Source organism: Leifsonia sp. NPDC056665, assembly GCF_042791795.1.
Classification (GTDB): domain Bacteria; phylum Actinomycetota; class Actinomycetes; order Actinomycetales; family Microbacteriaceae; genus Leifsonia.
Window position 1 is genome coordinate 117,753 of the sequence record NZ_JBHTXK010000006.1, and the last position, 23,312, is coordinate 141,064.

At 63.4% G+C, this 23,312-nt stretch carries 18 protein-coding genes; 15 read left to right on the top strand and 3 right to left on the bottom strand.

Annotation, left to right across the window (positions count from 1 at the left end):
* Positions 1-45 precede the first annotated feature (45 nt).
* The 4 genes from ACFQ9V_RS08635 (at position 46) to ACFQ9V_RS08650 (ending at position 6,209) form a co-directional block, all read left to right on the top strand.
* Complete coding sequence (locus ACFQ9V_RS08635) at positions 46-1,008, top strand: carbohydrate ABC transporter permease (protein ID WP_382458759.1); 963 nt, start codon at positions 46-48, stop codon at positions 1,006-1,008.
* Positions 1,009-1,018: 10 nt separating this feature from the next.
* The gene (locus ACFQ9V_RS08640) at positions 1,019-1,834 is read left to right on the top strand and encodes a carbohydrate ABC transporter permease (protein ID WP_382458760.1); all 816 of its coding nucleotides are present in this window, start codon (positions 1,019-1,021) and stop codon (positions 1,832-1,834) included.
* On the top strand, positions 1,831-3,939 hold the full coding sequence (locus ACFQ9V_RS08645) for a TIM-barrel domain-containing protein (RefSeq protein WP_382458761.1): 2,109 nt from the start codon (positions 1,831-1,833) through the stop codon (positions 3,937-3,939). Before ACFQ9V_RS08640 ends, ACFQ9V_RS08645 begins: the two co-directional genes overlap by 4 nt.
* A gap of 266 nt (positions 3,940-4,205) precedes the next feature.
* Positions 4,206-6,209: a hypothetical protein gene (locus ACFQ9V_RS08650; RefSeq protein ID WP_382458762.1), complete on the top strand. Its 2,004-nt coding sequence runs from the start codon at positions 4,206-4,208 to the stop codon at positions 6,207-6,209.
* A gap of 66 nt (positions 6,210-6,275) precedes the next feature.
* Here the strand turns inward: ACFQ9V_RS08650 and ribA are convergent, their stop codons facing one another.
* Positions 6,276-6,947: a GTP cyclohydrolase II gene (gene ribA, locus ACFQ9V_RS08655; RefSeq protein WP_382458763.1), complete on the bottom strand. Its 672-nt coding sequence runs from the start codon at positions 6,945-6,947 to the stop codon at positions 6,276-6,278.
* Positions 6,948-7,479: 532 nt separating this feature from the next.
* Entirely contained in the window at positions 7,480-8,373 is an 894-nt protein-coding gene (locus ACFQ9V_RS08660) for a LysR family transcriptional regulator (protein ID WP_382458764.1), read from the bottom strand.
* 142 nt (positions 8,374-8,515) lie between these two features.
* On the opposite strand from ACFQ9V_RS08660, the gene ACFQ9V_RS08665 reads away from it, so the two are divergent.
* The 7 genes from ACFQ9V_RS08665 to ACFQ9V_RS08695 all read left to right on the top strand — a co-directional run bounded on the left by ACFQ9V_RS08665 (position 8,516) and on the right by ACFQ9V_RS08695 (position 16,752).
* Positions 8,516-9,355: a polysaccharide deacetylase gene (locus ACFQ9V_RS08665; RefSeq protein ID WP_382458765.1), complete on the top strand. Its 840-nt coding sequence runs from the start codon at positions 8,516-8,518 to the stop codon at positions 9,353-9,355.
* Positions 9,356-9,410: 55 nt separating this feature from the next.
* Positions 9,411-10,409, top strand: a complete 999-nt coding sequence (locus tag ACFQ9V_RS08670) for a sugar ABC transporter substrate-binding protein (RefSeq protein WP_382458766.1) — start codon at positions 9,411-9,413, stop codon at positions 10,407-10,409.
* A 70-nt stretch (positions 10,410-10,479) separates the two neighbouring features.
* Entirely contained in the window at positions 10,480-11,985 is a 1,506-nt protein-coding gene (locus tag ACFQ9V_RS08675; RefSeq protein ID WP_382458767.1) for a sugar ABC transporter ATP-binding protein, read from the top strand.
* On the top strand, positions 11,978-12,970 hold the full coding sequence (locus tag ACFQ9V_RS08680) for an ABC transporter permease (protein WP_382458768.1): 993 nt from the start codon (positions 11,978-11,980) through the stop codon (positions 12,968-12,970). The genes ACFQ9V_RS08675 and ACFQ9V_RS08680 overlap by 8 nt, the downstream gene beginning before the upstream one ends.
* Positions 12,967-15,294, top strand: coding sequence for a penicillin acylase family protein (locus tag ACFQ9V_RS08685; protein ID WP_382458769.1), 2,328 nt, complete (start codon positions 12,967-12,969; stop codon positions 15,292-15,294). The genes ACFQ9V_RS08680 and ACFQ9V_RS08685 overlap by 4 nt, the downstream gene beginning before the upstream one ends.
* Positions 15,281-16,012, top strand: coding sequence for an SDR family NAD(P)-dependent oxidoreductase (locus tag ACFQ9V_RS08690; RefSeq protein WP_382458770.1), 732 nt, complete (start codon positions 15,281-15,283; stop codon positions 16,010-16,012). Before ACFQ9V_RS08685 ends, ACFQ9V_RS08690 begins: the two co-directional genes overlap by 14 nt.
* 29 nt (positions 16,013-16,041) lie before the next feature.
* On the top strand, positions 16,042-16,752 hold the full coding sequence (locus ACFQ9V_RS08695; RefSeq protein ID WP_382458771.1) for an SDR family NAD(P)-dependent oxidoreductase: 711 nt from the start codon (positions 16,042-16,044) through the stop codon (positions 16,750-16,752).
* An 8-nt stretch (positions 16,753-16,760) separates the two neighbouring features.
* Here the strand turns inward: ACFQ9V_RS08695 and ACFQ9V_RS08700 are convergent, their stop codons facing one another.
* Positions 16,761-17,528: a DeoR/GlpR family DNA-binding transcription regulator gene (locus tag ACFQ9V_RS08700; protein WP_382458772.1), complete on the bottom strand. Its 768-nt coding sequence runs from the start codon at positions 17,526-17,528 to the stop codon at positions 16,761-16,763.
* Between the two features lie 148 nt (positions 17,529-17,676).
* Here ACFQ9V_RS08700 and ACFQ9V_RS08705 point away from each other — a divergent pair, with 148 nt between their 5' ends.
* Genes ACFQ9V_RS08705 through ACFQ9V_RS08720 form a run of 4 tightly spaced genes read left to right on the top strand, consistent with a single transcriptional unit; the run spans position 17,677 to position 23,312 of the window.
* Positions 17,677-19,221 (top strand): amino acid permease, encoded by a 1,545-nt coding sequence (locus tag ACFQ9V_RS08705; protein WP_382458773.1) that lies wholly within the window; start codon positions 17,677-17,679, stop codon positions 19,219-19,221.
* A complete protein-coding gene (locus tag ACFQ9V_RS08710; RefSeq protein WP_382458774.1) occupies positions 19,199-20,614 on the top strand; it encodes an FGGY family carbohydrate kinase in 1,416 nt (471 codons plus the stop codon). The genes ACFQ9V_RS08705 and ACFQ9V_RS08710 overlap by 23 nt, the downstream gene beginning before the upstream one ends.
* Positions 20,615-20,628: 14 nt before the next feature.
* Positions 20,629-22,065 carry an NAD(P)/FAD-dependent oxidoreductase gene (locus ACFQ9V_RS08715; protein WP_382458775.1) on the top strand — a complete coding sequence of 479 codons (1,437 nt, stop codon included), beginning with the start codon at positions 20,629-20,631 and terminating at the stop codon, positions 22,063-22,065.
* Positions 22,062-23,312, top strand: coding sequence for an NAD(P)/FAD-dependent oxidoreductase (locus ACFQ9V_RS08720; RefSeq protein ID WP_382458776.1), 1,251 nt, complete (start codon positions 22,062-22,064; stop codon positions 23,310-23,312). The genes ACFQ9V_RS08715 and ACFQ9V_RS08720 overlap by 4 nt, the downstream gene beginning before the upstream one ends.

A 23,312-nucleotide genomic window follows, 5' to 3' on the forward strand; every position in this document is an offset into this window, starting at 1 on the left:
GACCCCCACCGGGGCGCCACGACCAGGCACGAAAGGAGTTCCGAGATGGCGATATTGGATGTCGCGAGCGACGCCAGGCCGGGCCACGCGCAGGGCAGCGGGTCATCTCGTAGTGGACGACGCAGGCCAAGCGGCGAACGGATCGCCCAGTGGCTTTTCATCCTGCCAGCGGTGGCGTACCTCGCCCTTTTCTTCGGGTACCCGATCGTGCAGAACGTGGTGATGAGCTTCCAGGAGTACACCACGAAGACGTTCTACACCGGCGAGGCCCCCTGGGTGGGCTTCGCCAACTACGTGACAGTCATCACGAGCTCGCTGTTCCCGACCACGCTGATCAACACCGCCTTGTTCACGATCGGCTCGATCGTGGGGCAATTCGTGATCGGGATGGCGCTGGCCATCTTCTTCAACCGCCGTTTCCCGCTTAGTGGAGTTCTGCGGGCACTCCTGCTGCTTCCCTGGCTGCTCCCGCTGATCGCCTCCACGGCGGTGTGGAAGTGGATCCTTGACCAGGACAGCGGCATCCTCAATCAGACGTTGCTGTTCTTCCATCTCACACCGCACGCGGTGCCGTGGTTGAGTAGCCCGGATGTCGCGCTGGTCTCGGTGATCCTCGTCAACATCTGGCTGGGAATCCCATTCAACGTGACCATCCTTTACGGCGGCCTGCAGGGCATTCCGGACGAGCTCTACGAGGCGGCCGCGCTCGACGGGGCCACGGGTTGGAAGGCGTTCTGGAACATCACCTGGCCGAACCTCCGTCCGGTGGTCAGTGTCGTGCTCGTACTCGGGGTCGTTTACACGCTCAAAGTGCTCGACATCATCCTCGGGCTTACCGGTGGAGGTCCTGCCAACGCCACCCAGACGCTAGCTACGAACTCGTACCACGAGTCGTTCGTGCTGTTCTCCTTCGGCACCGGAGCTGCGATCAGCAACATCCTGATCGTCATCTCGCTGATCTTCACCGCCGTCTACCTGCGCCTGAACCGGCGCCCGATCGATGAATAGGAGCGGAGCGATGAAGCGAACGACCGCCAGGAAGCTCCCGTACACGATCCTCGGGATCGTATTCCTGCTGATCATGCTGTTCCCGATCTACTGGATGGCGAACACGTCCCTGCAATCTGGGGCCGCCGCGGTCAACGCGACGTTCTTTCCGGTGAACCCGACGTTCGCCGCCTATGGGCAGGCGATATCCGAGCAGCTCGGCAACATGGGCACGAGCCTGCTCATCGCGATCGGAACCGTGATCTTCACGCTCGTCGTGGCGGCGCCGGCCGCGTACGCGATGGCGAAGTTCCGCCTCCGCTGGGTCAGCGTCATCATGCTCGCGCTACTGATCTCGCAAATGATCCCCGGCATCGTGATCGCCAACGCGCTCTACTCGATCTACAACAACCTGGGGCTGCTCAACTCCATCCCCGGGCTGATCCTCGCCGACACGACGACCTCGATCCCGTTCGCGATCCTGATCCTGCGCGCCTTCATGGAGAGCATCCCGCCGTCGCTGGTGGAGGCCGCCCGCGTCGACGGGGCCGGGCACTGGCGGGCGTTTTGGTCGATCGTCGTACCGATCAGCAAGAACGCCATCATCACCGCCGGGCTATTCAGCTTCCTCTTCGCCTGGAGCGATTTTGTCTTCGCGTTGACGCTGACGACCTCCGACACCGTCCGGCCGGTCACCCTCGGCATCTACAACTACCTCGCCGCCAACGTGCAGAGCTGGGCGCCGGTGATGGCCACGGCGACACTAGCGTCCATCCCGGCGATCATCTTCCTCGTCTTCGCGCAGCGCTACATCTCCGCAGGAGCCCTCGGCGGGGCCGTCAAATGACGGCCGACGCTCCGCACCCCGACGCACACCCCAACACCTCGAAAGGCATCATCGACATGACGCTGTTCCAGCGCCTCCACGACGGACTCGAGATCCGCAACCGGCACGAAGTCATCCGCATCCAGGCCTGGGGGCGCGACGCCCTCCGGGTGCGGGCGGCGCTGCACTCCATCGAGCCGGCCGACCACGGCGCCCTCGAGCAGCCGCCGTCGGCCGACGCGCCGGAGGTGACGATCGAGGGCGACAGTGCCGAGCTGACCCAGGGACGTATCCGTGTCGTCGCAACGCTCGACCGCGCCGAATCGATCCCGGAAGTGCAGCTTGCATTCTTCGACGTCGTCACCGGCCGGGAACTGCTGAGCGAGCAGCGTGAGCACTTCTGGACGCCCGGCCCCCGGGTCTACGTCGGCAACCGTGCCGGTCAGTACGAGCTTCATCAGGAGTTCGCCGCCTACGACGACGAGCGGCTCTTCGGAATGGGCCAGCGCACGCACGGCCGGTTGAACCTCAAGGGCCTCGGCCTGGACCTAGTGCAGCGCAACGGCGAGGTCAACATCCCCTTCGTCCTCTCAAGCCGCGGGTACGGCCTTCTCTGGAACCTCCCCGCGGTCGGCCGGGTCGAGTTCGCCGCCAACGGTACCCGGTGGCAGGTCGGGCAGGCCCGGCAGATCGACTACTGGATCACCGCGGGCGGAACTCCGGCCGATATCCTCGCCGCCTACGCTGACGCCACAGGACACGTGCCCGAGTTTCCTGCGTGGGCCAGCGGGTTCTGGCAGTCGAAGCTGCGCTACCGCACCCAGGAGGAGCTGCTCGAGGTCGCCCGCGAGTTCGCGCGCCGCGACCTGCCGCTGTCGGTGATCGTCTCCGACTACTTCCACTGGTCGGCGATGGGCGACTATCGCTTCGACGCCGATGAATGGCCCGACCCGTCCGCGATGGTGGCCGAGCTGCGCGAGCTCGGCGTTGAACTGATGGTGTCGGTGTGGCCCACCGTGTCGCCGCTGTCCGAGAACTTCCTACGGTTCCGCGACGACGGCCTCCTCGTCGCCAGCGACCAGGGCATCGAGGTCCACCAGGCCGCCCGCGACAAGGGAATGCCGCTGGCAATGCCGGTCAGCTTCTACGACCCCACTAATCCGCGGACCCGGGAGTTCGTCTGGAGCCTGATCCGGCGCAACTACGTCTCGCACGGGATCGGCATCTGGTGGCTGGACGCCTCCGAGCCTGAGCTGAGCCCCTTCCACCCGGAGAACCTCTCCTTCTACGCCGGTCCCGGGGCTCAGGTCGCCAACATCTACCCGCGCGAGAACGCCCGCCTGTTCGCGGAAGGAATGGCGCACGACGGGCTTCCGCAGACCGTGCTGTTCTCCCGTTCCGCGTGGGCCGGGGCGCAGAAGTACGGCACAGCGGTCTGGTCCGGCGACATCCCGGCCACTTGGGAGTCGCTTTCCACGCAGGTGCGCGCCGGCCTGAACATCGCGATCTCCGGCATTCCGTGGTGGACGACCGACATCGGCGGCTTCCACGGCGGCGACGCCTCCGACCCCGCCTACCAGGAGCTCGTAATCCGCTGGTTCCAGTACGGCGTCTTCTGTCCGATCTTCCGCCTCCACGGCGACCGGGCCCCTCGTAACTCTGACGGCTACGCTGCCAGCGGCGGCCCGAACGAACCGTGGTCATACGGTGAGCAGGCGTACGAGATCATCGCCGACACTATCCGGCTGCGCGAGCGGCTCCGGCCCTACGTCCACCGTCAGATGACGATCGCATCGGAAACCGGGCTGCCCCCCATGCGGCCATTGTTCGTCGACTTCCCGGACGACGCCGGCGCGTGGCGGGTAGAGGACCAGTTCCTATTCGGCCCCGACATCCTGGTCGCGCCCGTCCTGAAGCCGGGGCAGACCGCACGTGAGGTCTACCTCCCAGCCGGCAGCACCTGGACCGACGCGTGGACCGGCCAGAGCCTCCCCGGGGGGCAGACCGTCCTTGTCGACGCTCCGATCGACCGCATTCCGGTGTTCACCCGTGATGGTGCGGTCGTACCCCTCCAGGCCTCCGGCCGCGAATCTCTCGTGCAGGAGCCGGACCCGAGTCTGGCGTAGCGAGGCCGCTGCAGGGCGGTCTGCTGCGTCGCCACGCCTCGGCCGCCCGGTCGAGCGCACAGGAAAGGGAAGAAATGGTAGCGACACGACGACGTGTCGGAGCGAAGCGGCTTCGCAGCTCCCTGACACTCGCAGCAAGCCTCCTACTTGTAGGAGGAGCGCTCACCCAGAGCGCACCGGCGCTGGCGACCAGCCAGACCGTCACAGTCAACCTCGCATCGACCTCGGGCACAGCGACCGGGGTCGGTGCGGGGTTCCTCTACGGGATGTCCCAAGACGGAACCGCGCCGGCGGACAACCTGCTGACCCCACTCGCCGTCAACGCCGCACGCGGCGGAGGCTCCGACATCCCCGGCGCCGGCTGGGTCGGCGACGGCTACGCAGCGGGTAGCGGCTACACCGCCCGCGTGAACTCGGTGATCGCACAGGCCAGGCGGTTGAACCAGCAGCCGACCCCGGGCGTGTACGACCTCCTCGTCAGCGACGTCTTCGCCGCCTACGATGGCACCTTCCCACCTGGCTCAAAGGCGTTCCCGTGCGCCGGTGGCGATTGCAGCAACTGGGTTTCCTTCCTCCAGCACTTGGTCGGTGATATCAACGCTGCAGGCGTCACCGTGCGGTACGACATTTGGAACGAGCCGGACAGCAGCTTCTTCTGGCCGGCCGGGTACGCCGGAACCCAGTACTTCCAGATGTGGGACTCCGCGTACACCACTATCCGCGGCCTCCAACCGTCGGCCGTCATCGTCGGACCCAGCGTCTCCAACTTCAACAACACGTACATCACGTCGTTCCTCTCGCACGTGAAAACTGCAGGCACCGTTCCGAACTACGTCAACTGGCACTTCAGCGGGAACCCGGCCGCGGACGTCGCGACGGTGAAGGGTGACCTGAGCTCCGCCGGCATCACGGGCGTGCAGACCGCGATGAACGAATACCTCGGCTCCTCGGAGCAGAACGCAGGCATGGAGGCGTCGTACCTGACGAAGCTCGCTGGTTCCGGCATCAGTTACGCCGACCACGCGATCTGGAGCAACTGCTGCATGGTCGGCAGCCTCGACTCCACGCTCGTCCAGGACGGCTCTGGCACCTGGCGACCGACCGGGCAATGGTGGGTCTACAAGGACTACGCCGACGTCACCGGCAGCCTCGCGGCAGTCACCTCCAGCGGCACTACCGGAGCGGTCGCGGGTGTCGACCAGACCCGTGGCCGCGTCGCGATCCTGCTCGGTGACTCCGCCGCGAACAGCGGAGCGCTCACACTCAACGTTAACGGTCTCTCGTCGACGAGCTGGGTGTTCGGCTCCTCCGGAGCGCTGCTGTCCATCCAGCGGATCCCCGACAGCAACCCGCTGGCCCAGCCGACTGTCGTCAGCACGCAGGTGATTTCCTCCGGCACCAGTGGTGTCACCGTTCCGATCACCTGGGCGCAGGCGAACGACGCATACTTCGTCACCATCACCCCGGTGACAACCGGGACGACCATCATCGACGGGAACGCCACTAGCGCGGCCGCGAACTACTTCCAGTACGGCGCCGGCTGGGGCGTCACCGGAGGTGTCTCCGACATGTACAACGGAACCGCGAACTGGAGCTTCACTGGTGGATCCACCGCCGTGCTCCATTTCACCGGCAACCAGGTCGCCCTCCGCGCCGTCAAGGATGTCGACCAGGCGAAGATGTCGGTGTCCGTCGACGGGTCTGTGCCCACGGTTGTCGATAACTACTCCGCGACGCGCAACGCATCGGGAGTGGTGTGGACGTCGCCCGTCCTCGACCCCGGCCCGCACGTGCTCGTCGTCACCAATACGGGAACGAAGAACGCGGCTAGTAGCGGGTACAACATCGCCATCGATCGAGCCGACGTCACCTCCGCGACCCGCATCGACGCGAACGCCACCACCGGAACCCATCTCACCTACGCAGGTTCCGGATGGGGCAACACCCCCGGCGTCGCCGACATGTATCTCGGCACCGCTCAGTGGGATCCGCACGGCGGCGACACCGCCAGCCTCACCTTCACCGGCACCCAGGTCGCTGTCCACGCTGTGCAGGACGTCGACCAGGGCATAATGACGATCTCGGTCGACGGCGGCACACCGGTGACCGTGGACGATTACGCGTCGTCGCGGCTCGGCAGCGGAGTCGTCTGGGCGAGCGGAGCACTCACGTCGGGGAGCCACACCGTCACGATCACGGTGACTGGGGCGAAGAACAGCGCCAGCAGCGGCACAACAATTGCCCTGGACAGCGTGGATATCTTCAACTAGCAGTCAGGTGAAGGGCGGGCTGCTCCGCAGGGCCAGCCCGCCCTTCGCCTCCGCCGCGAGCAGCATCTAGGCAGGAATGTCAATCGTGTGCGACGTCTTGTCTCGCTTGGCAAGCAGATACTTGGCGTTTGCCGGCGACAGGTGTGTCCCTGTTGCTACCACCGCCTCAACTTCGACTCCCAACGCCGTGAGTTGAGCAGCCTTGTCCGGGTTGTTGCTCAGGAGACGGATGCGAGTCGCGTGCAACGCTGCGAGCATCTGCGCAGCGGCGGAGTAATCCCGCTCATCAGCGCCATGACCGAGTGCGATATTCGCCTCGTACGTGTCCAGCCCCGCATCTTGTAACGCGTACGCGTCTAGTTTCGTGTACAGCCCGATCCCTCGACCTTCCTGCCGAAGGTAGAGGAGGAACCCACCCTGCTCGCTGATCCGTTCAACGGCTTCGCGTAGCTGCGGACCGCAATCGCATCGTTGGGAGCCGAATACGTCGCCAGTCAGGCACTCGCTGTGCGGGCGAACAAGAGGCGCGTGGCCCCCATTTCTCGACCGTTGGAGCGCCATCCGCCACGGCCCAAGGCCGAGGAGCAGGTGCTCCGTGCCATCGGTAAGGTCGGTAAAGGTGTGGATGTCGGCGACGGTGGAGTAGCCGTCGGCGAAGGTCAGTGGAACTTGGACGACCTGGCGGACCGAAGCAGGCCCAGGCAGCGCCGATAGAAGAGGGGACGATACGTCAACCATGTGTTGCGCAACCTGAGATCGCCTGCCTGATTCCTACGCCAGCCCACCCGCGTAACAATCCTCAGCACTCCATCGAGGGGGAACGCCGGAGCCAACGGATCGCGAAACCAGCCGTTGTCGTGTCGCTAAATCTCTTGTGCTGCTGTCACCGGCGTTGTGTCCGCGCCCGTCCGACCTCATGCCTTTCGGAGCGAGTGATGACCGACGTGGAGTTCGTGAAGAGATCCATCGCCCGGGACTAGGGACCTTCGCAACCCCCATCGACGCAGTAGCCATATTGCGAGGGCAGCAAGAAGACTGTGAGCAGCGCAACCACGATCACGCCGGGTCACACCGACGTCTTCCCTTAACGCCAGCGAAGGGAGCGGGCGCGCGGCCCGCCCCCTCGCGGTGAAGTGTGACGGTGATGACTAGATAGACAGATCGCGCGGCCTCACTGGATCCACGGTGGCCGTATTCTCGGCGGCTTCGCCGAGCTCCTTCAGGAGCAGGACGAAAGCTAGATCGTCTCCTAGCCTGGTCGATAGTCGTTTCACGTATCTGCGTGATGCCTCAAGACTTGCCCCCACGGCGGGTGAGCCTTCATCCAACGACGCAGACTCAACGCTGTCCGGTACAGGTCTTCTGCAGCGTAGTGCTGAGCATCCCATGACGCGTAAAGGACGATCGTCACCGGCAGGGAATTCGCGAAGGCTGGAACCGCGCGAAGGTTGTACCGCACCGGCTCCGTCACCAGGGCATAGCCGTGACCGTTCGCCGCGAGCGCCTGGGCGATAGTCCCGGTGGAAGCTTCTCGGACGAGCGGTGAACCCGTAAACATGGCCATTGCCTTCAGCACTGCGATCTGAACGCCGCTTCGGGGCACGATGATCCACTCGTCCCTAAGTCGTTCGAGGTCTCCCCGAGAATAGTCCGGAAATGGCCCCGACCTATCCAGCGGTGACTGAACCATGATCGGAATCGTCGCGACTGCCAACTGGCCACGATGGGCCGGGGGAGCCAGCGAGCTGACCGCCATGTCCGCCTCGCGGTCGAGGACGCCGTCTACCTCGCTGGCCGGCATGATGTCGAGGTCGACAATCGGAGGATCCTCATCGGCCATGAATGGTGCCAATACGTCCTGAGCGGTCGAATGCGGGCACGCGACGCGGAAGGAGGGCCTGCCGTGAAATCTGGACCGCATGACCGCCTCGGTGCGTTCGAAGCGGGAGAGAACGTCATCTCCAAGCTCTAGGAGCGTCTCGCCCGCACTGGTGGTCGTCATCCCAGTCGGGGTCCGATGGAACAACCGCACCGCCAACTCGCTCTCGAGTCTGGCGATCTGCTTCGAGACGGCGGGCTGGGTGACCGAGAGGGCCGCCGCCGCGGCGCTCACCGTTCCAAGTCGCGCGACCGTGTTGAAGCATTCGAGAGCTCGCCTGTCCATTCCTGGATGTTATAGCCAGGGACACAAAAAGTCATTCGACAGATTACCCCTAGGTGGCAAGAATGGATGAAATCCCACAGCTTCGGGCAAGAACGCTCAAACTAGGGCGGACCTCCCACTGACCCTGAGAACGGTGGCAACGATGACACTGGAACTGCCTCCCCAACGACGCTTAGCTGTCAACATCGGCGTCGACTTCGACGCGCACGCGACCTGGATGGGAACGTTCGGGCAGACCAGCCCCGGATTCCTGTCACGAGGCGAGTTCGATGCGCTCGTCGGACTGCCTCGTCTTTTGGGTGCCCTAGCTCGTCACGACGTGATCGGCAACTTCTTTACCCCCACCCACACGATGTCGACGTTCCCGGCTGAATTCGAGTCAGTGCTTGAAAGCGGACACGAGATCTCGGCTCACGGATGCTGGCACGAACCGATCATGAAGATCGACGCGGCCGAAGAGCGTCGACTTCTTCAATTGCAGATCGAACAGCACGAGAGGATCGTCGGCAAGCGACCTCGCGGCTACCGCTCGCCCGCGTGGGACTTCACCGAGCAGACGCTCGACCTGCTCGAGGAATTCGGTTTCGACTGGGACTCGTCCCTGATGGGACGTGACTTCGAGCCTTACCGCCCTCGCCCAGTGACGATCGATCGGGAGCACGGCAACAGCTTCGGTGCCCCAAGTTCGATCCTGGAATTCCCCGTCTCCTGGCATCTGGACGACTGGCCTGCGACGGAGCACATCCCCGGCGTCAATCAGGGCTTCGAATCGCCCGAGACGATTTACGCACGGTGGAAGGCGCACATCGACTTCGCCTACGAACGTGTCCCGAACGCCCTGGTCTCGATCACCGTTCACCCGCAGGCGATCGGCCGAGCTCACTACCTGCTCATGTTTGAGCGGTTCTTGAGCTACGTGGCAAACCTCGAGGGCGTCTGGTTCACCAACCTCAGCGCGCTCCTTCCCTACTGGACGGATTGAACTCCCTCAGCTGTCCCACCCCACCCCACCCCCCCACCCAAGAGTAAGGACCAACATGAAGCTCACCTCCCGCGCAAAGAAGCGCGTGCTCGCCGCTGTGGCGGCGGCCGCCGTTGCAGTCTCTTTGGCCGCGTGTAGCGGAGCCGGAGCCGGCGCCAGCCAAGACCACAAGCTGAAGATCGGCGTCTTCATTCCCGCGAACAGCAACGCCTACCTCCAGTCGGAGCAGAAGGCAGCCACCGAGGTCGGCAAGGAACTGGGCGTCGACGTCACGGTGATCACCTCCAACTGGAAAGCCCAGGACCAGAACACCGCCTTCCAGCTGGCTCAGCAGCGTAAGACCTACGACGGCTGGGTAGTGAACGCGATTTCGCCTGCCGATCAGTGCAACGGGATCAAGCGGGCCGCGCAGAGCGGCATCCCAATCATCATCGCGATCACCGCAATCTGCGGGGACGACGGTTACACGAAGGGCACCGTCGGGTTCGTCGGTGAGCAAAACCGCAGCGGCTACGACAAGTGGTTCAACTACATGTTCGCCAACACGACCCCGGGCTCGATTTCGCTCATCACTGGGCCGACTCTCGACTTCGTGACCGACACCACTACCGCTGCAGCAAAGGCTGGCTTCGCCTCACACAGCAATTTCAAGCTGGCATCGATCGAAAACACGGACTACTCCACGGATGCCGCGTACAAGGCCGCCCAAACGTTCCTCAACGCAAACGGTGACCTCAAAGCGATCGCGAGCAACTATTCCGGCATGACCCGTGGCGTCGTCCAGGCCGTCAAGCAGGCCGGAAAGGCCGACAGCGTCATTGTCTACGACAGCAATGGCGACTCGTGGACGAAGTCTCAGGTCGCAGCCGGAACGATCAAGGCCGCACTGCCAGGAATGCCCTACACCGACATCAAACTGTCGCTTGCCCTCTTGGTCGACAAGCTCAAGGGCAAGACCGTTGCCACCAACACCAACCCGCTCGACACTCTGACCTTCCCAGGCGCGCCCTTGATCACCAAGGACAACGTCGACCAGTGGAAGCCCGAGTACTAACAGCCGAGTTCCAATTCGGTGGCCGCCTGGCGACAGGCGGCCACCCGAACCGGCCATGAGAGGCGAACACATGAGCGACGCCATCGTCTGTTCATCCATCACCAAGCAATACGGTCAGTCCACCGTGGTGTCGGACGTATCCGTCACGGTACGCGCAGGCACCGTCCATTCCTTGGTCGGCGCTAACGGTGCAGGGAAGTCCACACTCCTTGGCATCATGAGCGGACGCACCGCAGCAACATCAGGTACAGTCACCGTCTTCGGACACGAACTCAAATCAGCACGTCCCACCGACGCACGACGAGCTGGCCTCGTCGCTGTCTACCAAGAGTTGACCGTCCTCCCAGCCATGACGACGACCGAGAACGTGTTCCTGGGTCAAGACCTCACCGGCGGAGGATGGCTGAAGAAGAAGGAGATGAAGCGACGCTTCCTCGAACTCTGTGCCGAGTTCGGGGTGGACTTCGACCCGAACCTTCCCGCGCGCAACCTCACAGTGGCGAACGCGCAGATCCTCGAAATCCTTCGCGCGATTCAATCCGGTGCGCGCGCCATCCTCTTCGACGAACCCACCGCAGCGTTGTCAGAACGCGAACGGCGGCACTTCCTCGACCTCGTCCGAGAGCTGAAGCGTCGAGGCATCACAATGGTCCTCGTTACCCACAACCTCGGTGAGGTTCTGGAAGTCAGCGACGACATCACCGTCATGACCAACGGGCAGAAGACCGCAGAAGGTCCGGCGGCCCAGTGGACTCGCCCCGCTCTCGTCGAAGCGATGACCGGCGACCAGCCGGCCGAACGAGCTCAGCAGCGCGGGGCACACCGCGGCGAGATCATCCTCGATGCTCACGAGGTCACTCTCCCCGGCGCGATAGAGAACGTCTCAATCAACGTCCGCGCGGGCGAGGTCGTCGGCCTCGCCGGTCTTGTCGGGTCCGGACGAACAAGTCTGCTGCGCTCTCTTGCGGGTGCCGAATCATCGAGCACCGGAAGGATCAGCATTCATGGCCGGCCGGCCAGCTGGCCACGACGCGTTCGCACCGGTCTGCGACTCGGGATCGGTCTGATTCCCGAGGAACGCAAGTCGGATGGGCTTCTCCTTCGAATGTCCGTCCCGGACAACGTGACCCTTGCAAACCTCAACGCCGCGGGTCGTTTCGGATTCGTCAGCACGCGACGCCAGCTGAATGCGGCGAAGGTACTGCTCGGGCAGCTGTCTCTGAGCCGCGAAGTCGGCAACTATCCCGTCGGCTGGCTCAGCGGCGGCAATCAGCAGAAGGTCGCCGTCGCGAAATGGCTCTACCGGAACCCGGCCGTACTTCTCGTCGACGAACCAACACGGGGGATCGACGTCGGCGCCAAATCAGACGTGCTCGATGCGCTGCGTAACGCAGCCGACAGCGGCAAAGCCGTCGTCATGACGAGCTCCGAGATCGAAGAAGTCCTGGAAATCAGCGACCGCGTCATCGTGATGAGCGAGGGACGCGCAGTCGCTGAGATCGATCTCCACACCCAGAACCCCACTCCCGGCGACATCCTGCATGTCGCCTTCGGCTCGAAGGAAAACCGTGACTGACACAAAACTCCGTCCGGCTGGCGCGGCGCAGGGAACAGTCGCTAAGCCCAGCTGGCACTCGCCTGAACGGATCATGGAATACTCCATGCTCGGCGTGCTCGTCGTACTGATCATCGCCGCGACGATCATCTACCCCGGGTTCCTCGAACCCGGAAACCTCTCGATCGTGCTGTCGCAGTACGCGCCACTCGGCGTGGTCGCTGTGGGCATGACACTGGTCATCATCGCCGGAGGCTTTGATCTATCGGTAGGGGCGATCTTCGCAACCGCCGCCACCATCGCCGCAGCGCTCGCACCGAAGATCGGAGTGCCAGCAGCCTTCGCACTCGCCCTCATCAGCGGCATCGCGCTCGGAGCGATCAACGCATTCGGTGTAACGGTGCTCAAAGTCAATCCGTTCATCACCACCCTCGGCACGTCCTCGCTCTACTCCGGTGCCGTGCTCTTCATCACCAATTCGACCGCGTTCAGCGACACCGGCGACGCGTTCCAATGGCTTGGAACAGGCACATTGTTCGGGATTCCGAACACGATCCTGCTCTTGATCCTCACGTTCGCCGCCGGCGTCGTCGCCCTCAACTTCACCACCTTCGGGCGAGGCATATTCGCTGTCGGCGGCAGCCGGGAGGCCGCCCGCCTCTCCGGCATCCGCGTGAACCTGGTCCAAGGCTCGACCTACGTGATCAGCGGCTTCCTCGCCGCTCTTGCGGGAATCATGACAGCTTCCCAGCAGGGCGCCGGACAAGGCTCAATGGGTGGAACCGTCGCCCTGGATGCCATCGCGATCGTCGTCATCGGCGGGACATCGCTCGTAGGAGGCGAAGGCAAACTCTGGCGAACCGCCGTGGGACTGCTCGTGCTGGCCATCCTGGACAACATCTTCTACAGCCTCGCCGTCGACAGCAACGCCCAGCTGATCGTCAAGGGTGCCATCGTCATCCTCGCAGTAGCAGCAGACCAGCTCGTCCGGAGGAAGCAGCGGTGAGCCCCGCCCAGCTACTTACCGTTGGGGTCATTCCCGAACTCGAGGGCGATGTCGATATCCGGGTAGACACCTGGGGTGTCTCCCATATCAAGGCAGGATCGGCGGCAGACGCCTTCCGCGCCCAAGGATGGGTGCAAGCCCGGGACCGGCTCTTTCAGATGGATCTCTGGCTCCGGCGCGGACTCGGACGCCTCGCGGAGGCGTTTGGCGAACAGTTCTCTGAACGCGACCGCGCCTCGCGGCTCTTCCTGTACCGAGGAGACCGGAACGAGGAGCGGCAGGCCCTCGGAGACGCAACCATAGAAGCGCTCGAAGCCTTCGCCGACGGGGTGAACGCGTTCATCGATGCCGCGCATGTTGACCCAGTCCTGCTGCCTCCCGAATTCTCCCGCTACCGCTATCTACCGCTGTACTGGAACGGCTCGGACATTTCCCGAATTCGTACCCACGGCCTCTTCGACAACGTGATCCAAGAGGTTGAACGCGTCATCACGCTGCGCGACTTCGGGCCCGGCGTCGAAGACCTTCGAAAGGTGCGGGAACCGCTTCGCCCCGTGTCGATTCCGGCGGGGCTCGATGTCGATCTGTTCAGCGTTGAGATTCTCAGCACCTATCTACTGGCGACCTCACCGGTGGTGGTGGACGGCGAGCCGGGCAAGCGTTCCTCCGTAGAAGGGAGCAACAACTGGGCCATCAGCGGCACACGGACGGCCTCCGGGCGGCCGATCGTGGCAAATGATCCCCACCGGGCGCTTCCTCTCCCGTCGCTGCGTTACCTGATCCACCTGACGTGCCCGGAGTTCGACGTCATCGGGGCGCAAGAGCCGGTACTGCCTGGCGTCTCGCTTGGCCACAACGAGCACATCGCCTTCGGACTGACGATCTTCCCCAGCGACCAAGAGGATCTCTACGTCTACGAACTCAACCCCGACGATCCTTCCCTTTACCTCTATAAGGGGCGTTGGGAACCATTCACCCGCATCGTCGAGACGGTCAAGGTGCGGGACAGCGAGGATGTCGAGATCGAACTCGGCTACTCGATTCATGGACCCGTCATCCACGTCGACCTGTCCAACAATGTGGCGTACGCGCTGCGGGCAGCCTGGCTTGAGCCGGGGGCCGCGCCGTACATCGGTAGCCTCAAATATCTGAACGCCCGGTCAACAACCGAGTTCATCGACGCAGTCCGAACGTGGGCCATGCCGAGCGTGAACCACGTAGTGGCAGACATCCACGGGCACATTGCGTGGGCGCCGCGCGGCCTGTTCCCGAAACGACCCAACTGGGACGGCACCGTGCCGGTGCCTGGGGACGGGCACTACGAGTGGGACGGGTATTGGTCCGCGGACGACCTCCCGACGAAACTCGACCCCGAAGCCGGCTGGATCGCAACCGCGAACGAACGGAACCTCCCGGACGAGTGGAACGAACCCGAAATCACCTCGGAATGGTTCGCACCATACCGATATCAGCGCATCGCGGAGGTGCTTTCGGCCGAACGCGAATCGACAGTGGAATCCAGCGCCCGACTCCAAACCGACATCCATAGCATTCCCGCACGCGAGGTCGTAGGGGCGCTTCGACGCCACCAGCCGACCGTGAGCCCGGCAGGCGAGCCCATCCTGCAGAGACTGCTCGAGTGGGACTTCGAGATGAGCGCCGACTCCATTCCCGCCGCTGAATTCGAGCTGTGGTATCGCGAGCACCTACGGCCGGCGCTCCTGCAGTGGGCTTTGCAGACGCAGGTGGACAGCGCAAGGCTCGGACGTGCCGTCGAACACCTGCTGCCGAGCCGGCAGGAAGAGCTCACCGGGGACCCGCGCATCGACATCGACCTGCTACGAAGCTTGGACGACTATCCAGACGATGCGGTAACAGTGCTGACCGACAGCCTGAACGGGTACGCCCGACGAGCGTCGAAGGAGCCCGACCGCGAGCTCGGGGAACTCCAGGTCGCCGATTTCAAGCACCCCATCCGCCGGACAACCGAGTGGGACATTGCTCCTCTTCCCAAATCGGGAAGCCCTGACACAGTCAACGTGACGGCACGAGATGCCAACTACCGGCAGACCGTCGGCGCCTCTGTGCGGCTCGTTATGGACGTCGGCGAGTGGGACGGCTCTCTCGCGGCAAACGCGCCAGGTCAGTCTGGCGACCCTCGCTCTCCGCACTATGCCGACCTGGCCGAGCTCTGGGCTGCCGGGACGTACTTCCCGCTTGTGTTCAGCGAGGACGCGGTTGCCGGGAACACGGACGAACTTCAACGACTGATCAGCTCACGGACGGACGCCAGAATCGGAGGACCGATCGATGACATCGAATGAGTACCGCACCGCGATCGTGACGGGCGCGGCCACAGGGCAAGGGCTGGCGACGGCCCGCGCACTACATACCGCGGGATACCACGTCGTGCTCGTAGATATCACGACCGACGTCGAAACGTCCGCCTCCTCGGTCGGAGAACACGCCACCGGAATTCAAGCCGACATTTCCGACGAAGCTGGGTGGGTATCCGTACTACGGCACATCGCAGACACCAGCGGCAAGCTGGATTTGCTGGTAAACAACGCGGGCATCTACCGGCGAGGAGCAGTCGAATCGATGCCGCTAGACGACGTCGACCTGCTCTACAGGGTGAACCAGCGTGCGGTGATTTTAGGGGTCAGGGCCTCATTGCAGTACCTCGTCCGCAGCCCCGGGAGTTCGATCGTGAACATCTCTTCTACGGCGGGAATTACGGGCGACGCCGAGATCGTCGCCTACTCCGGGACAAAGTGGGCGGTGAGAGGCATCACGAAATCGCTCGCTGCCGAGCTCGCGCCCCGCGGCATCCGCGTCAATTGTGTGATCCCCGGCCTTGTCGCGACTGCGATGGCCGATGCGAACGGGGACGCCGTGAATGACAACATCATCGACCGCACGTTCCTTCATCGGATCGGCGAGCCGGATGAGGTGGCGTCGGCAACCCTCTTCCTGGCATCCTCCGGTGCCTCCTACATCACCGGGGCGGAGATCGTCGTCGACGGCGGCCTCTCAGTCTGAACAGCGAAACGAAGACGAAAGAGCAGCAGATGAGCAGGCTACAAGGCAGAGTCGCAATCGTGACCGGAGGTACCAGCGGAATCGGCGCCGGTATTGTTCAGGAGTTCCGTCGGCAAGGAGCGAAGGTGGTCGCCGCAGACGTATCGGTAACCGAGCCAACCGCGTTCGAGCGCCATCTCGATGTCACCGACGAAGAGGAATGGTTTCAGCTTGTAGCCGCCGTATCGGTGCAGTACGGCCCCGTCGACACCCTGGTGAACAATGCCGGAACCACTGGGTTCAAGCCGCTCGACGAGCTGGATCGTGCCGAATGGCGACGAATCGTCGATGTGAACCAACTCGGAACCTACTTGGGTATCAAGGCAGTGATCCCGGCGATGCGCTCAGCCGGGAAAGGCGCGATCGTGAACATCTCGTCGATGTTCGGAGCTCGTGCAGTTCCGGACCTTGCGGCCTACCAGGCGAGCAAAGCCGCGGTGTTGGGCATCAGCCGCAACGCTGCCATCACTTACGCGGGCGAAGGCATCCGTTCAAACGCCGTGCTACCCGGGTGGATTGCAACGCCTATGACAGCCGGCCAGGCGAGCGACCTCAACGACACCTTCATCGCCACCACGCCGATGAAGCGAGGCGGTACCCCAGCCGATATCGCTCATGCCGTCGTCTACCTCGCCAGCGATGAGGCTCAATTCGTCACGGGTGTCGAACTCCAGGTCGACGGAGGATACCTCGCGCGGTAGAGCTTGAGTCAGGCAACCGAGAGGTCACGCGCTTCGGGGCGCATTGCTGCAAGAATTCGCTCGGGCAGCGGCTTGTCCGAGATCAGCCCATCGATCTGTTCTAGGTCGGCAACGTGATGGCGAGCTACCCGACCGAATTTACTCGAGTCCGCCAGGACAAAGTTTGCGGTCGAGTTTTTCAGGATCACCCGCCGAGTCATCGCTTCGTCGAGGTAGAAGTCCGTCAACCCAGCCGCTGCGTCTACACCGCCTGAACCGAGGAACGCAACGTCTGCGTGGATCTCGCGAAAGAAATCCACTGTCTGGGCATTCGATAAGGCGAGGTCCCCCGCGCGGACGCGGCCCCCCGCGACTAGCACTTCGAGGTTCGGTCGATCAGCCAGTTCGACTGCCGCGAGAAGCGAACAGGTAGCGACGACGCCGTTGTAATCCAGTGGGATTGCACGCGCCGCCTGAAGAGCGGTCGTGCCCACGTCGATGATGATCGTCTGACCTGGAACGATCAGGCCCGCTGCTCGGGCGCCGATCGCCTGTTTGGCCGCGCCTGCCGTGTTCGCCCGCTCAAGAAACGGGGGCTCGTCGCCGACCGGGACCAGGGAGATATTGCGAGCACCGCCGTGCACTCGTTTGAGAACGCCGCGACGATCAAGTGCGACCAAGTCACGCCGTGCAGTCTCCATCGAAACGGAGAGCGCTTCGGCGATCTCCTCTGTGCGCACGGTCCGGGCAGCCCGGAGCATGTCCAGGATTCGTGCGTGGCGCTCACTAGCCAGCATAAGCGCAGCATAGCGCGGCCGATCGAAGGCTTGACATCAAACCCACAATCCTCCACAATAAATCCAACAAAAGCGGCAATATCGGTCAATAATCGTCAACCTTCCCATTCGTCAGTCACCATCGCATGCTCAAAGGAGAACGTTTCGCATGGCACAGGACGCACCCGACGCAGCTACACCAACTGCTGGCGTCAACATCTCGGAGTTCGGTTATAAGCAGGAACTGAAGCGCGGAACAGGTCGATTCGCATCCTTCGCCGTCGCCTTCGCTTTCGTGTCGATCGCCACAGGCATCTTCACCACCTACGGATCCGTGCTGAACACATCCGGGCCGGCCGGTATCTGGACATGGCCGATCGTCGTCGTCGGCCAGCTGATGGTCGCATTCATCTTCGGCTCACTCGCCGCCCGAATCCCGGTCACCGGGTACGCGTATCAGTGGATGTCGCGCCTGGCCAACCCTGTCCTCGGTTGGATCATGGGTTGGATCTCGTTCACGTTCCTTGCCATCGTCGCCGTCGCAGTCGACTACACCATTGCGTCGACGATCTTCCCTGTCCTGTTCGGCTACACCGGCAACGCGGGCAACTCGTGGTTGATTACGGCCTTCGTTTTGGTGTTCCAGGCCCTGCTGGTCGCCTTTTCCACTAAATGGACCGAACGAGTCAACAACTTCGCTGTGTCGGCTGAGCTGATCGGTATGGTCCTCCTGGTGGTCATCCTTTTCATCGTCGGATGGGTGACAAAGGAGCTGAACGTGGGCAACCTCTTCTCCACCGGAGCGATACCGGCCGAAGGCTACTTCAGCTTCGGCACCCTAACCAAGGTCGGCCCGTGGATGATGGGAACGCTGCTCGGCGCATTCACCATCGTCGGATTCGAGTCGGCAGCGAACCTAGCCGAGGAAACGAAGCAGCCTGCCCGCGTGGTTCCGCGAGCCATGTACCAGGCAGTCCTCGCATCCGGCATTCTGGGATTCCTCTTCCTCCTCGTGGTGACGCTGCTGGCCGGTGACCCCGTCGCTCTGGCCAAATCTGGCACCCCCATCGCGGACGTCATCAACCGCGTCCTCGGCCCCGTCGTCGGTACAGCCCTGCTCGTGCTGGTCGTGGTCGCGATCTTCGCGTGCGGCATGGTGATCCTGATGTCCGGTGTTCGACTGGTTTGGGCGATGTCGCGGGACGAGCGTTTTCCGGGCCACCGCGCCTGGCGCACCGTCTCGAAGCGGTACGGCACGCCCACGGCAGCGACAGGGTTCGTGTTCGTCGTCTCCGAGCTGATCCTTGCGATCTTCGCCTACCAGAGCGACGTGCTCTTCAGCCTCTTTGCCGCCGCGACGCTACTGCCAGCCGTGATCTACGCCGCGATCGTGCTCCTCTATATCGTGAAGCGCAACAGCCTGCCGCCGAGTAAAGGGTTCACCCTCGGAAGGTTCGAAGTGCCCGTCATCGTGCTCGCGTCGATCTGGCTCGTATTCGAGCTCCTGATCTTCCGTGACGCTTCGTTCGTGACTGCTTGGCTGTACGTGCTCGTCATGGTGGCTCTGGGAGCGATCTATCTCGTCTTCCTCCTGATCCGGCGCGGTGGACCGTCTGGACTCGCCATGCCTGACCTCCACTCCATCGATAAAGAACTCGAAGTCGACGCCAAACTGAGTGAGAAAGCTAGAAATGACCACCGTCCTCGCAATTGACCAAGGAACATCCGGCACCAAAGCTGTCGTTGTTGACGGCGAGGGAAGTATCCTCGGCCTCGCCGAGCTACCAGTCCGGCCGCGTTACTTCGACGGCGGCGCTGTGGAGCAGGATCCGCACGAGCTGCTTGATTCTGTCCTCAACGCCGGCCGCGCAGCGGTCGCGCAATCAGGAGCTCTCGTCGACGTCGTCACGATCGCCAATCAAGGCGAGACAGTTCTCGCGTGGGATCCCGACACGGGCAAGCCGCTCTCGAACATGGTCGTTTGGCAGGATCGCCGTGCGGAGAGCATCACGCGGGAGCTTGGCGCGAAGGCCGAGTTGCTCGCCGAGCGCACGGGGCTTGTCCTCGACCCCTACTTCTCGGCGCCGAAGCAGGCATGGATCCGCAGGAACATCACCAAAGACGGTGTGGTGACCACATCCGACTCCTGGCTGATCCACCAGCTCACAGGAGAGTTCGTCACCGACGTCTCCACGGCCAGCCGATCCTTGGTCACCGACCTGAATACCGGTGACTGGGACCGCGAGCTGCTGGAGATCTTCGAGCTCGGTGACGAACAGCTTCCAACCATCTTGCCGTCGAACGCGATGGCCGGGACCACGGATGCGTTCGGCGGGGTGATGGGCGTCGGTGGTCTCATCGTCGACCAGCAGGCCGCCCTGCTCGCTGAGAACTGTTTGACCGCCGGCGACGCGAAGTGCACCTTCGGTACGGGCGCGTTCCTGCTGGCCAACGTTGGCACGACACCGGTCCGGTCTCGGGCAGGACTTTCCGCATCGGTAGCGTGGAGCGAGAACGAACATCTCGTGTACTGCTTCGACGGCCAGGTCTACACCGCGGCGTCGGCAGTGCGATGGCTGCAGAGCATGAAGTTCATCGACAATGCCGCCGACCTCGATCGCGTAGCTGTCACCGATGCGGACGGAGTCCTCAGCGTTCCAGCGTTCGCAGGACTCGCCGCGCCGTGGTGGCGTCCACAAGCACGCGCCTCGATCACCGGGATGTCGCTCTCGACCGAACCGGGTCACATCGTCCTCGCCGTCTTGCAAGGAATCGCCGCTCAGGTCGCCGAACTCGGAGCACTGGTCGCTCAAGACACCGGAACGCCCTTGCAGCGTCTCCGGGCGGACGGAGGGCTGACGCAGAGCAAAGTCCTGATGCAGTCGGTCGCCGACCTCCTCCAAGTCCCGATCGATGTCTACCCCTCACAGCACGCCACCCCGCTGGGGGCGGTGGCACTAGCTCGCACTGCCGACAACCCCGCACTCTCCCTGGCCGACGCGGTCGTTCCGTGGCAGCCGAGCACCACCTATGAGCCGAAGTGGTCACCAGAGCAGACGGCCGAGTTCCGTCGACGCTGGGCCACCGCTGCAGAAATCATTCGGTAAGGAGTTACAGACCCATGAACTCGAACCCAGATCCGATCTACGACGTTGCCGTGATTGGAGGCGGAATTGTCGGATCGGCGATCGCCCGACGTATCGCGGGCTATGCGCTGAGCGTGACACTGCTCGACGCGAAAGACGATGTCGGAGACGGTACCAGCAAGGCGAATACCGCCATCCTCCACACCGGCTTCGACGCGTCACCGGGAACACTCGAGTCCCGCATGGTTCACCGCGGCTACGAACTGCTCTCCGAATACGCGAAGGAAACCGGTATCCCGGTAGAACACACCGGTGCTGTCCTCGTAGCTTGGGACGACGAACAACTCGCCGCGCTGCCGTCGCTGAAAGAGAAGGCAGCAAAGAACGGCTACGAGAAGACACAGATCGTCTCTGCGTCCGAGGTTTACGCCATGCTCCCGCACCTCGGGAAGGGCGCCGTCGGTGGACTCACGGTCCCGGACGAATCGATCATCTGCACCTGGACGACCAACCTCGCCCTGGCCACCGAGGCCGTGCTCCGCGGCGTCGACCTGAAACTGCTCCACCGAGTCACGTCTGTCCACCGCGACGGATACATCACTCGACTAGACACGACGGGCGGCGCCGTCGAAGCAAGATGGGTCATCAACGCGGCGGGGCTCGGCGGGGATTACATTGACCAGATGTTCGGATACGACCGGTTCCGGATCACTCCGCGCCGCGGGGAGTTGCTGGTCTACGACAAGCAGGCCCGTCCACTCGTCGACAAAATCGTCCTTCCCGTCCCGACGGCACGGGGCAAGGGTGTGCTGGTCAGCCCCACCATCTACGGCAATGTCATGCTCGGCCCAACAGCCGAGGATCTCCAGGACCGCACCGACACCAGCACTAGTGAGAAGGGATTCGAGTTCCTGCTCGAGAAGGGCAAGACTTTGATGCCCGAACTGCTGGAGGAGGAGGTCACGGCCACCTACGCTGGACTTCGCGCGGCTTCCAGTCACCCCGACTACCTCATCGAGGTCGATACGGCGAACCAGTACGTCGTCGTCGGCGGAATCCGCTCCACCGGGCTGACGTCTGGAATCGCCGTCGCAGAGTATGTCGATGAGCTCCTCACTGAATCTGGGGCGATTCAGCTGACGCCTCGCCAAGACCTCCCTGAGGCCCCACACATGCCCAACATTGGCGAGGCATTCATTCGGCCGTACCAGGACGCAGCCCGAATCGCCGCAGACCCCGCCTATGGCAAGATCGTCTGCTTCTGCGAACGAGTCACCGCAGGCGAGATCAGGGACACCTTCACCTCACCGATCCCGCCACGGACCATTGAGGGGCTGGGCCGACGCACACGCGCCCACAACGGGCGCTGCCAAGGATTCTTCTGCGGAGCCGAAGTCAAAGAACTGTTCGACACCTCCGGAGCGAGCGCCAACAACACTCAAAACACGTCTTCGCTGGAGGCCCGTCGATGAGCGAGAACATCCTCACTCCCACCGTCCTCATTATCGGTGGAGGCCCGTCGGGTCTTCGGGCGGCCGCTGAACTGGGGCCTCGTGTGGAGGGACAGGTCCTCGTCGTTGAACGGGAAAGCGTAGCCGGCGGCATCCCCCGCCACAGCGACCACCCCGGTTATGGAATCCGCGACATGGGGAAGTTCATCAGCGGCCCGAAATACGCCCACATCTTGCGCCAGCGCGCCAGCAAAGCCGGCGCCAAAATCATGGTCAACACGATGGTCACCGACTGGGCCGGCGACCTCGCAGTCAACGCCACCTCCCCGCAGGGACGGATCACAATCCAGGCCCGTGTCGTCATCCTCGCGACCGGCGCTCGCGAACGTCCGCGGCCCGCCAGGCTCATTCCCGGCGACAGAGGACACGGCGTCTACACCACAGGCAACCTTCAAAACGTCGTCCACTTGAAACACAACAAAGTGGGAAAACGCGCGGTGATTGTCGGCTCCGAGCTTGTGAGCTGGTCCGCCGCCCTCACGCTCAAACACGTCGGCTGCCGAACGGTGTTGATGACCACCGAATACCCGAAGCCGGATGCGTACTTCTTCTTCAGCAAGCCGGGAAAGATCTTCTTCAACACCAAAATCGCCACCCGGACCAAAGTCACCCGCATCATCGGAAAGCCTGAAGTGCAGGCAATCGAGATCGAAAACCTCGACACGGGCAAGCGCGACCTGATCGAATGTGACACCGTCATCCTCACCGGCGACTGGATCCCCGACAACGAGCTCGTCCGGTCAGCTGGGCTTCCAGTCGACCCATCGAACAGGGCACCCGTCGTCGACGAGACCCTGCAGACCACCCGACCCGGGCTATTTGCAATCGGCAACATGCTCCACCCCGTCGACACTGCAGACATCGCAGCGCTGGACGGCGCCGCGGTCGCAGATCACGTACTCCGGTACCTTGCCGGCGTGGCTCCCCACCGCTCGCCGCTGGATGTCGGGACCGAAGCACCATTGCGCTGGGTTTCGCCGTCGCGAGTCAACCTGAACGGCAGCGAACCACCACGCGGCCGGCTGCTGCTGTGGACGGATCGTTTCGTCGCCTTCCCGAAGGTCGTCCTAAAACAGCAGGGCTCCGTCGTCGCTCGCAAACGACTCTGGTGGCCAGCCGCGCCCGGACGCGTGTTCCGAGTCCCATCCAGCATCCTTCACGGCGTCGACCGGCGTCGCGGCCGAATCACGGTCGCACTCGAACGTTGA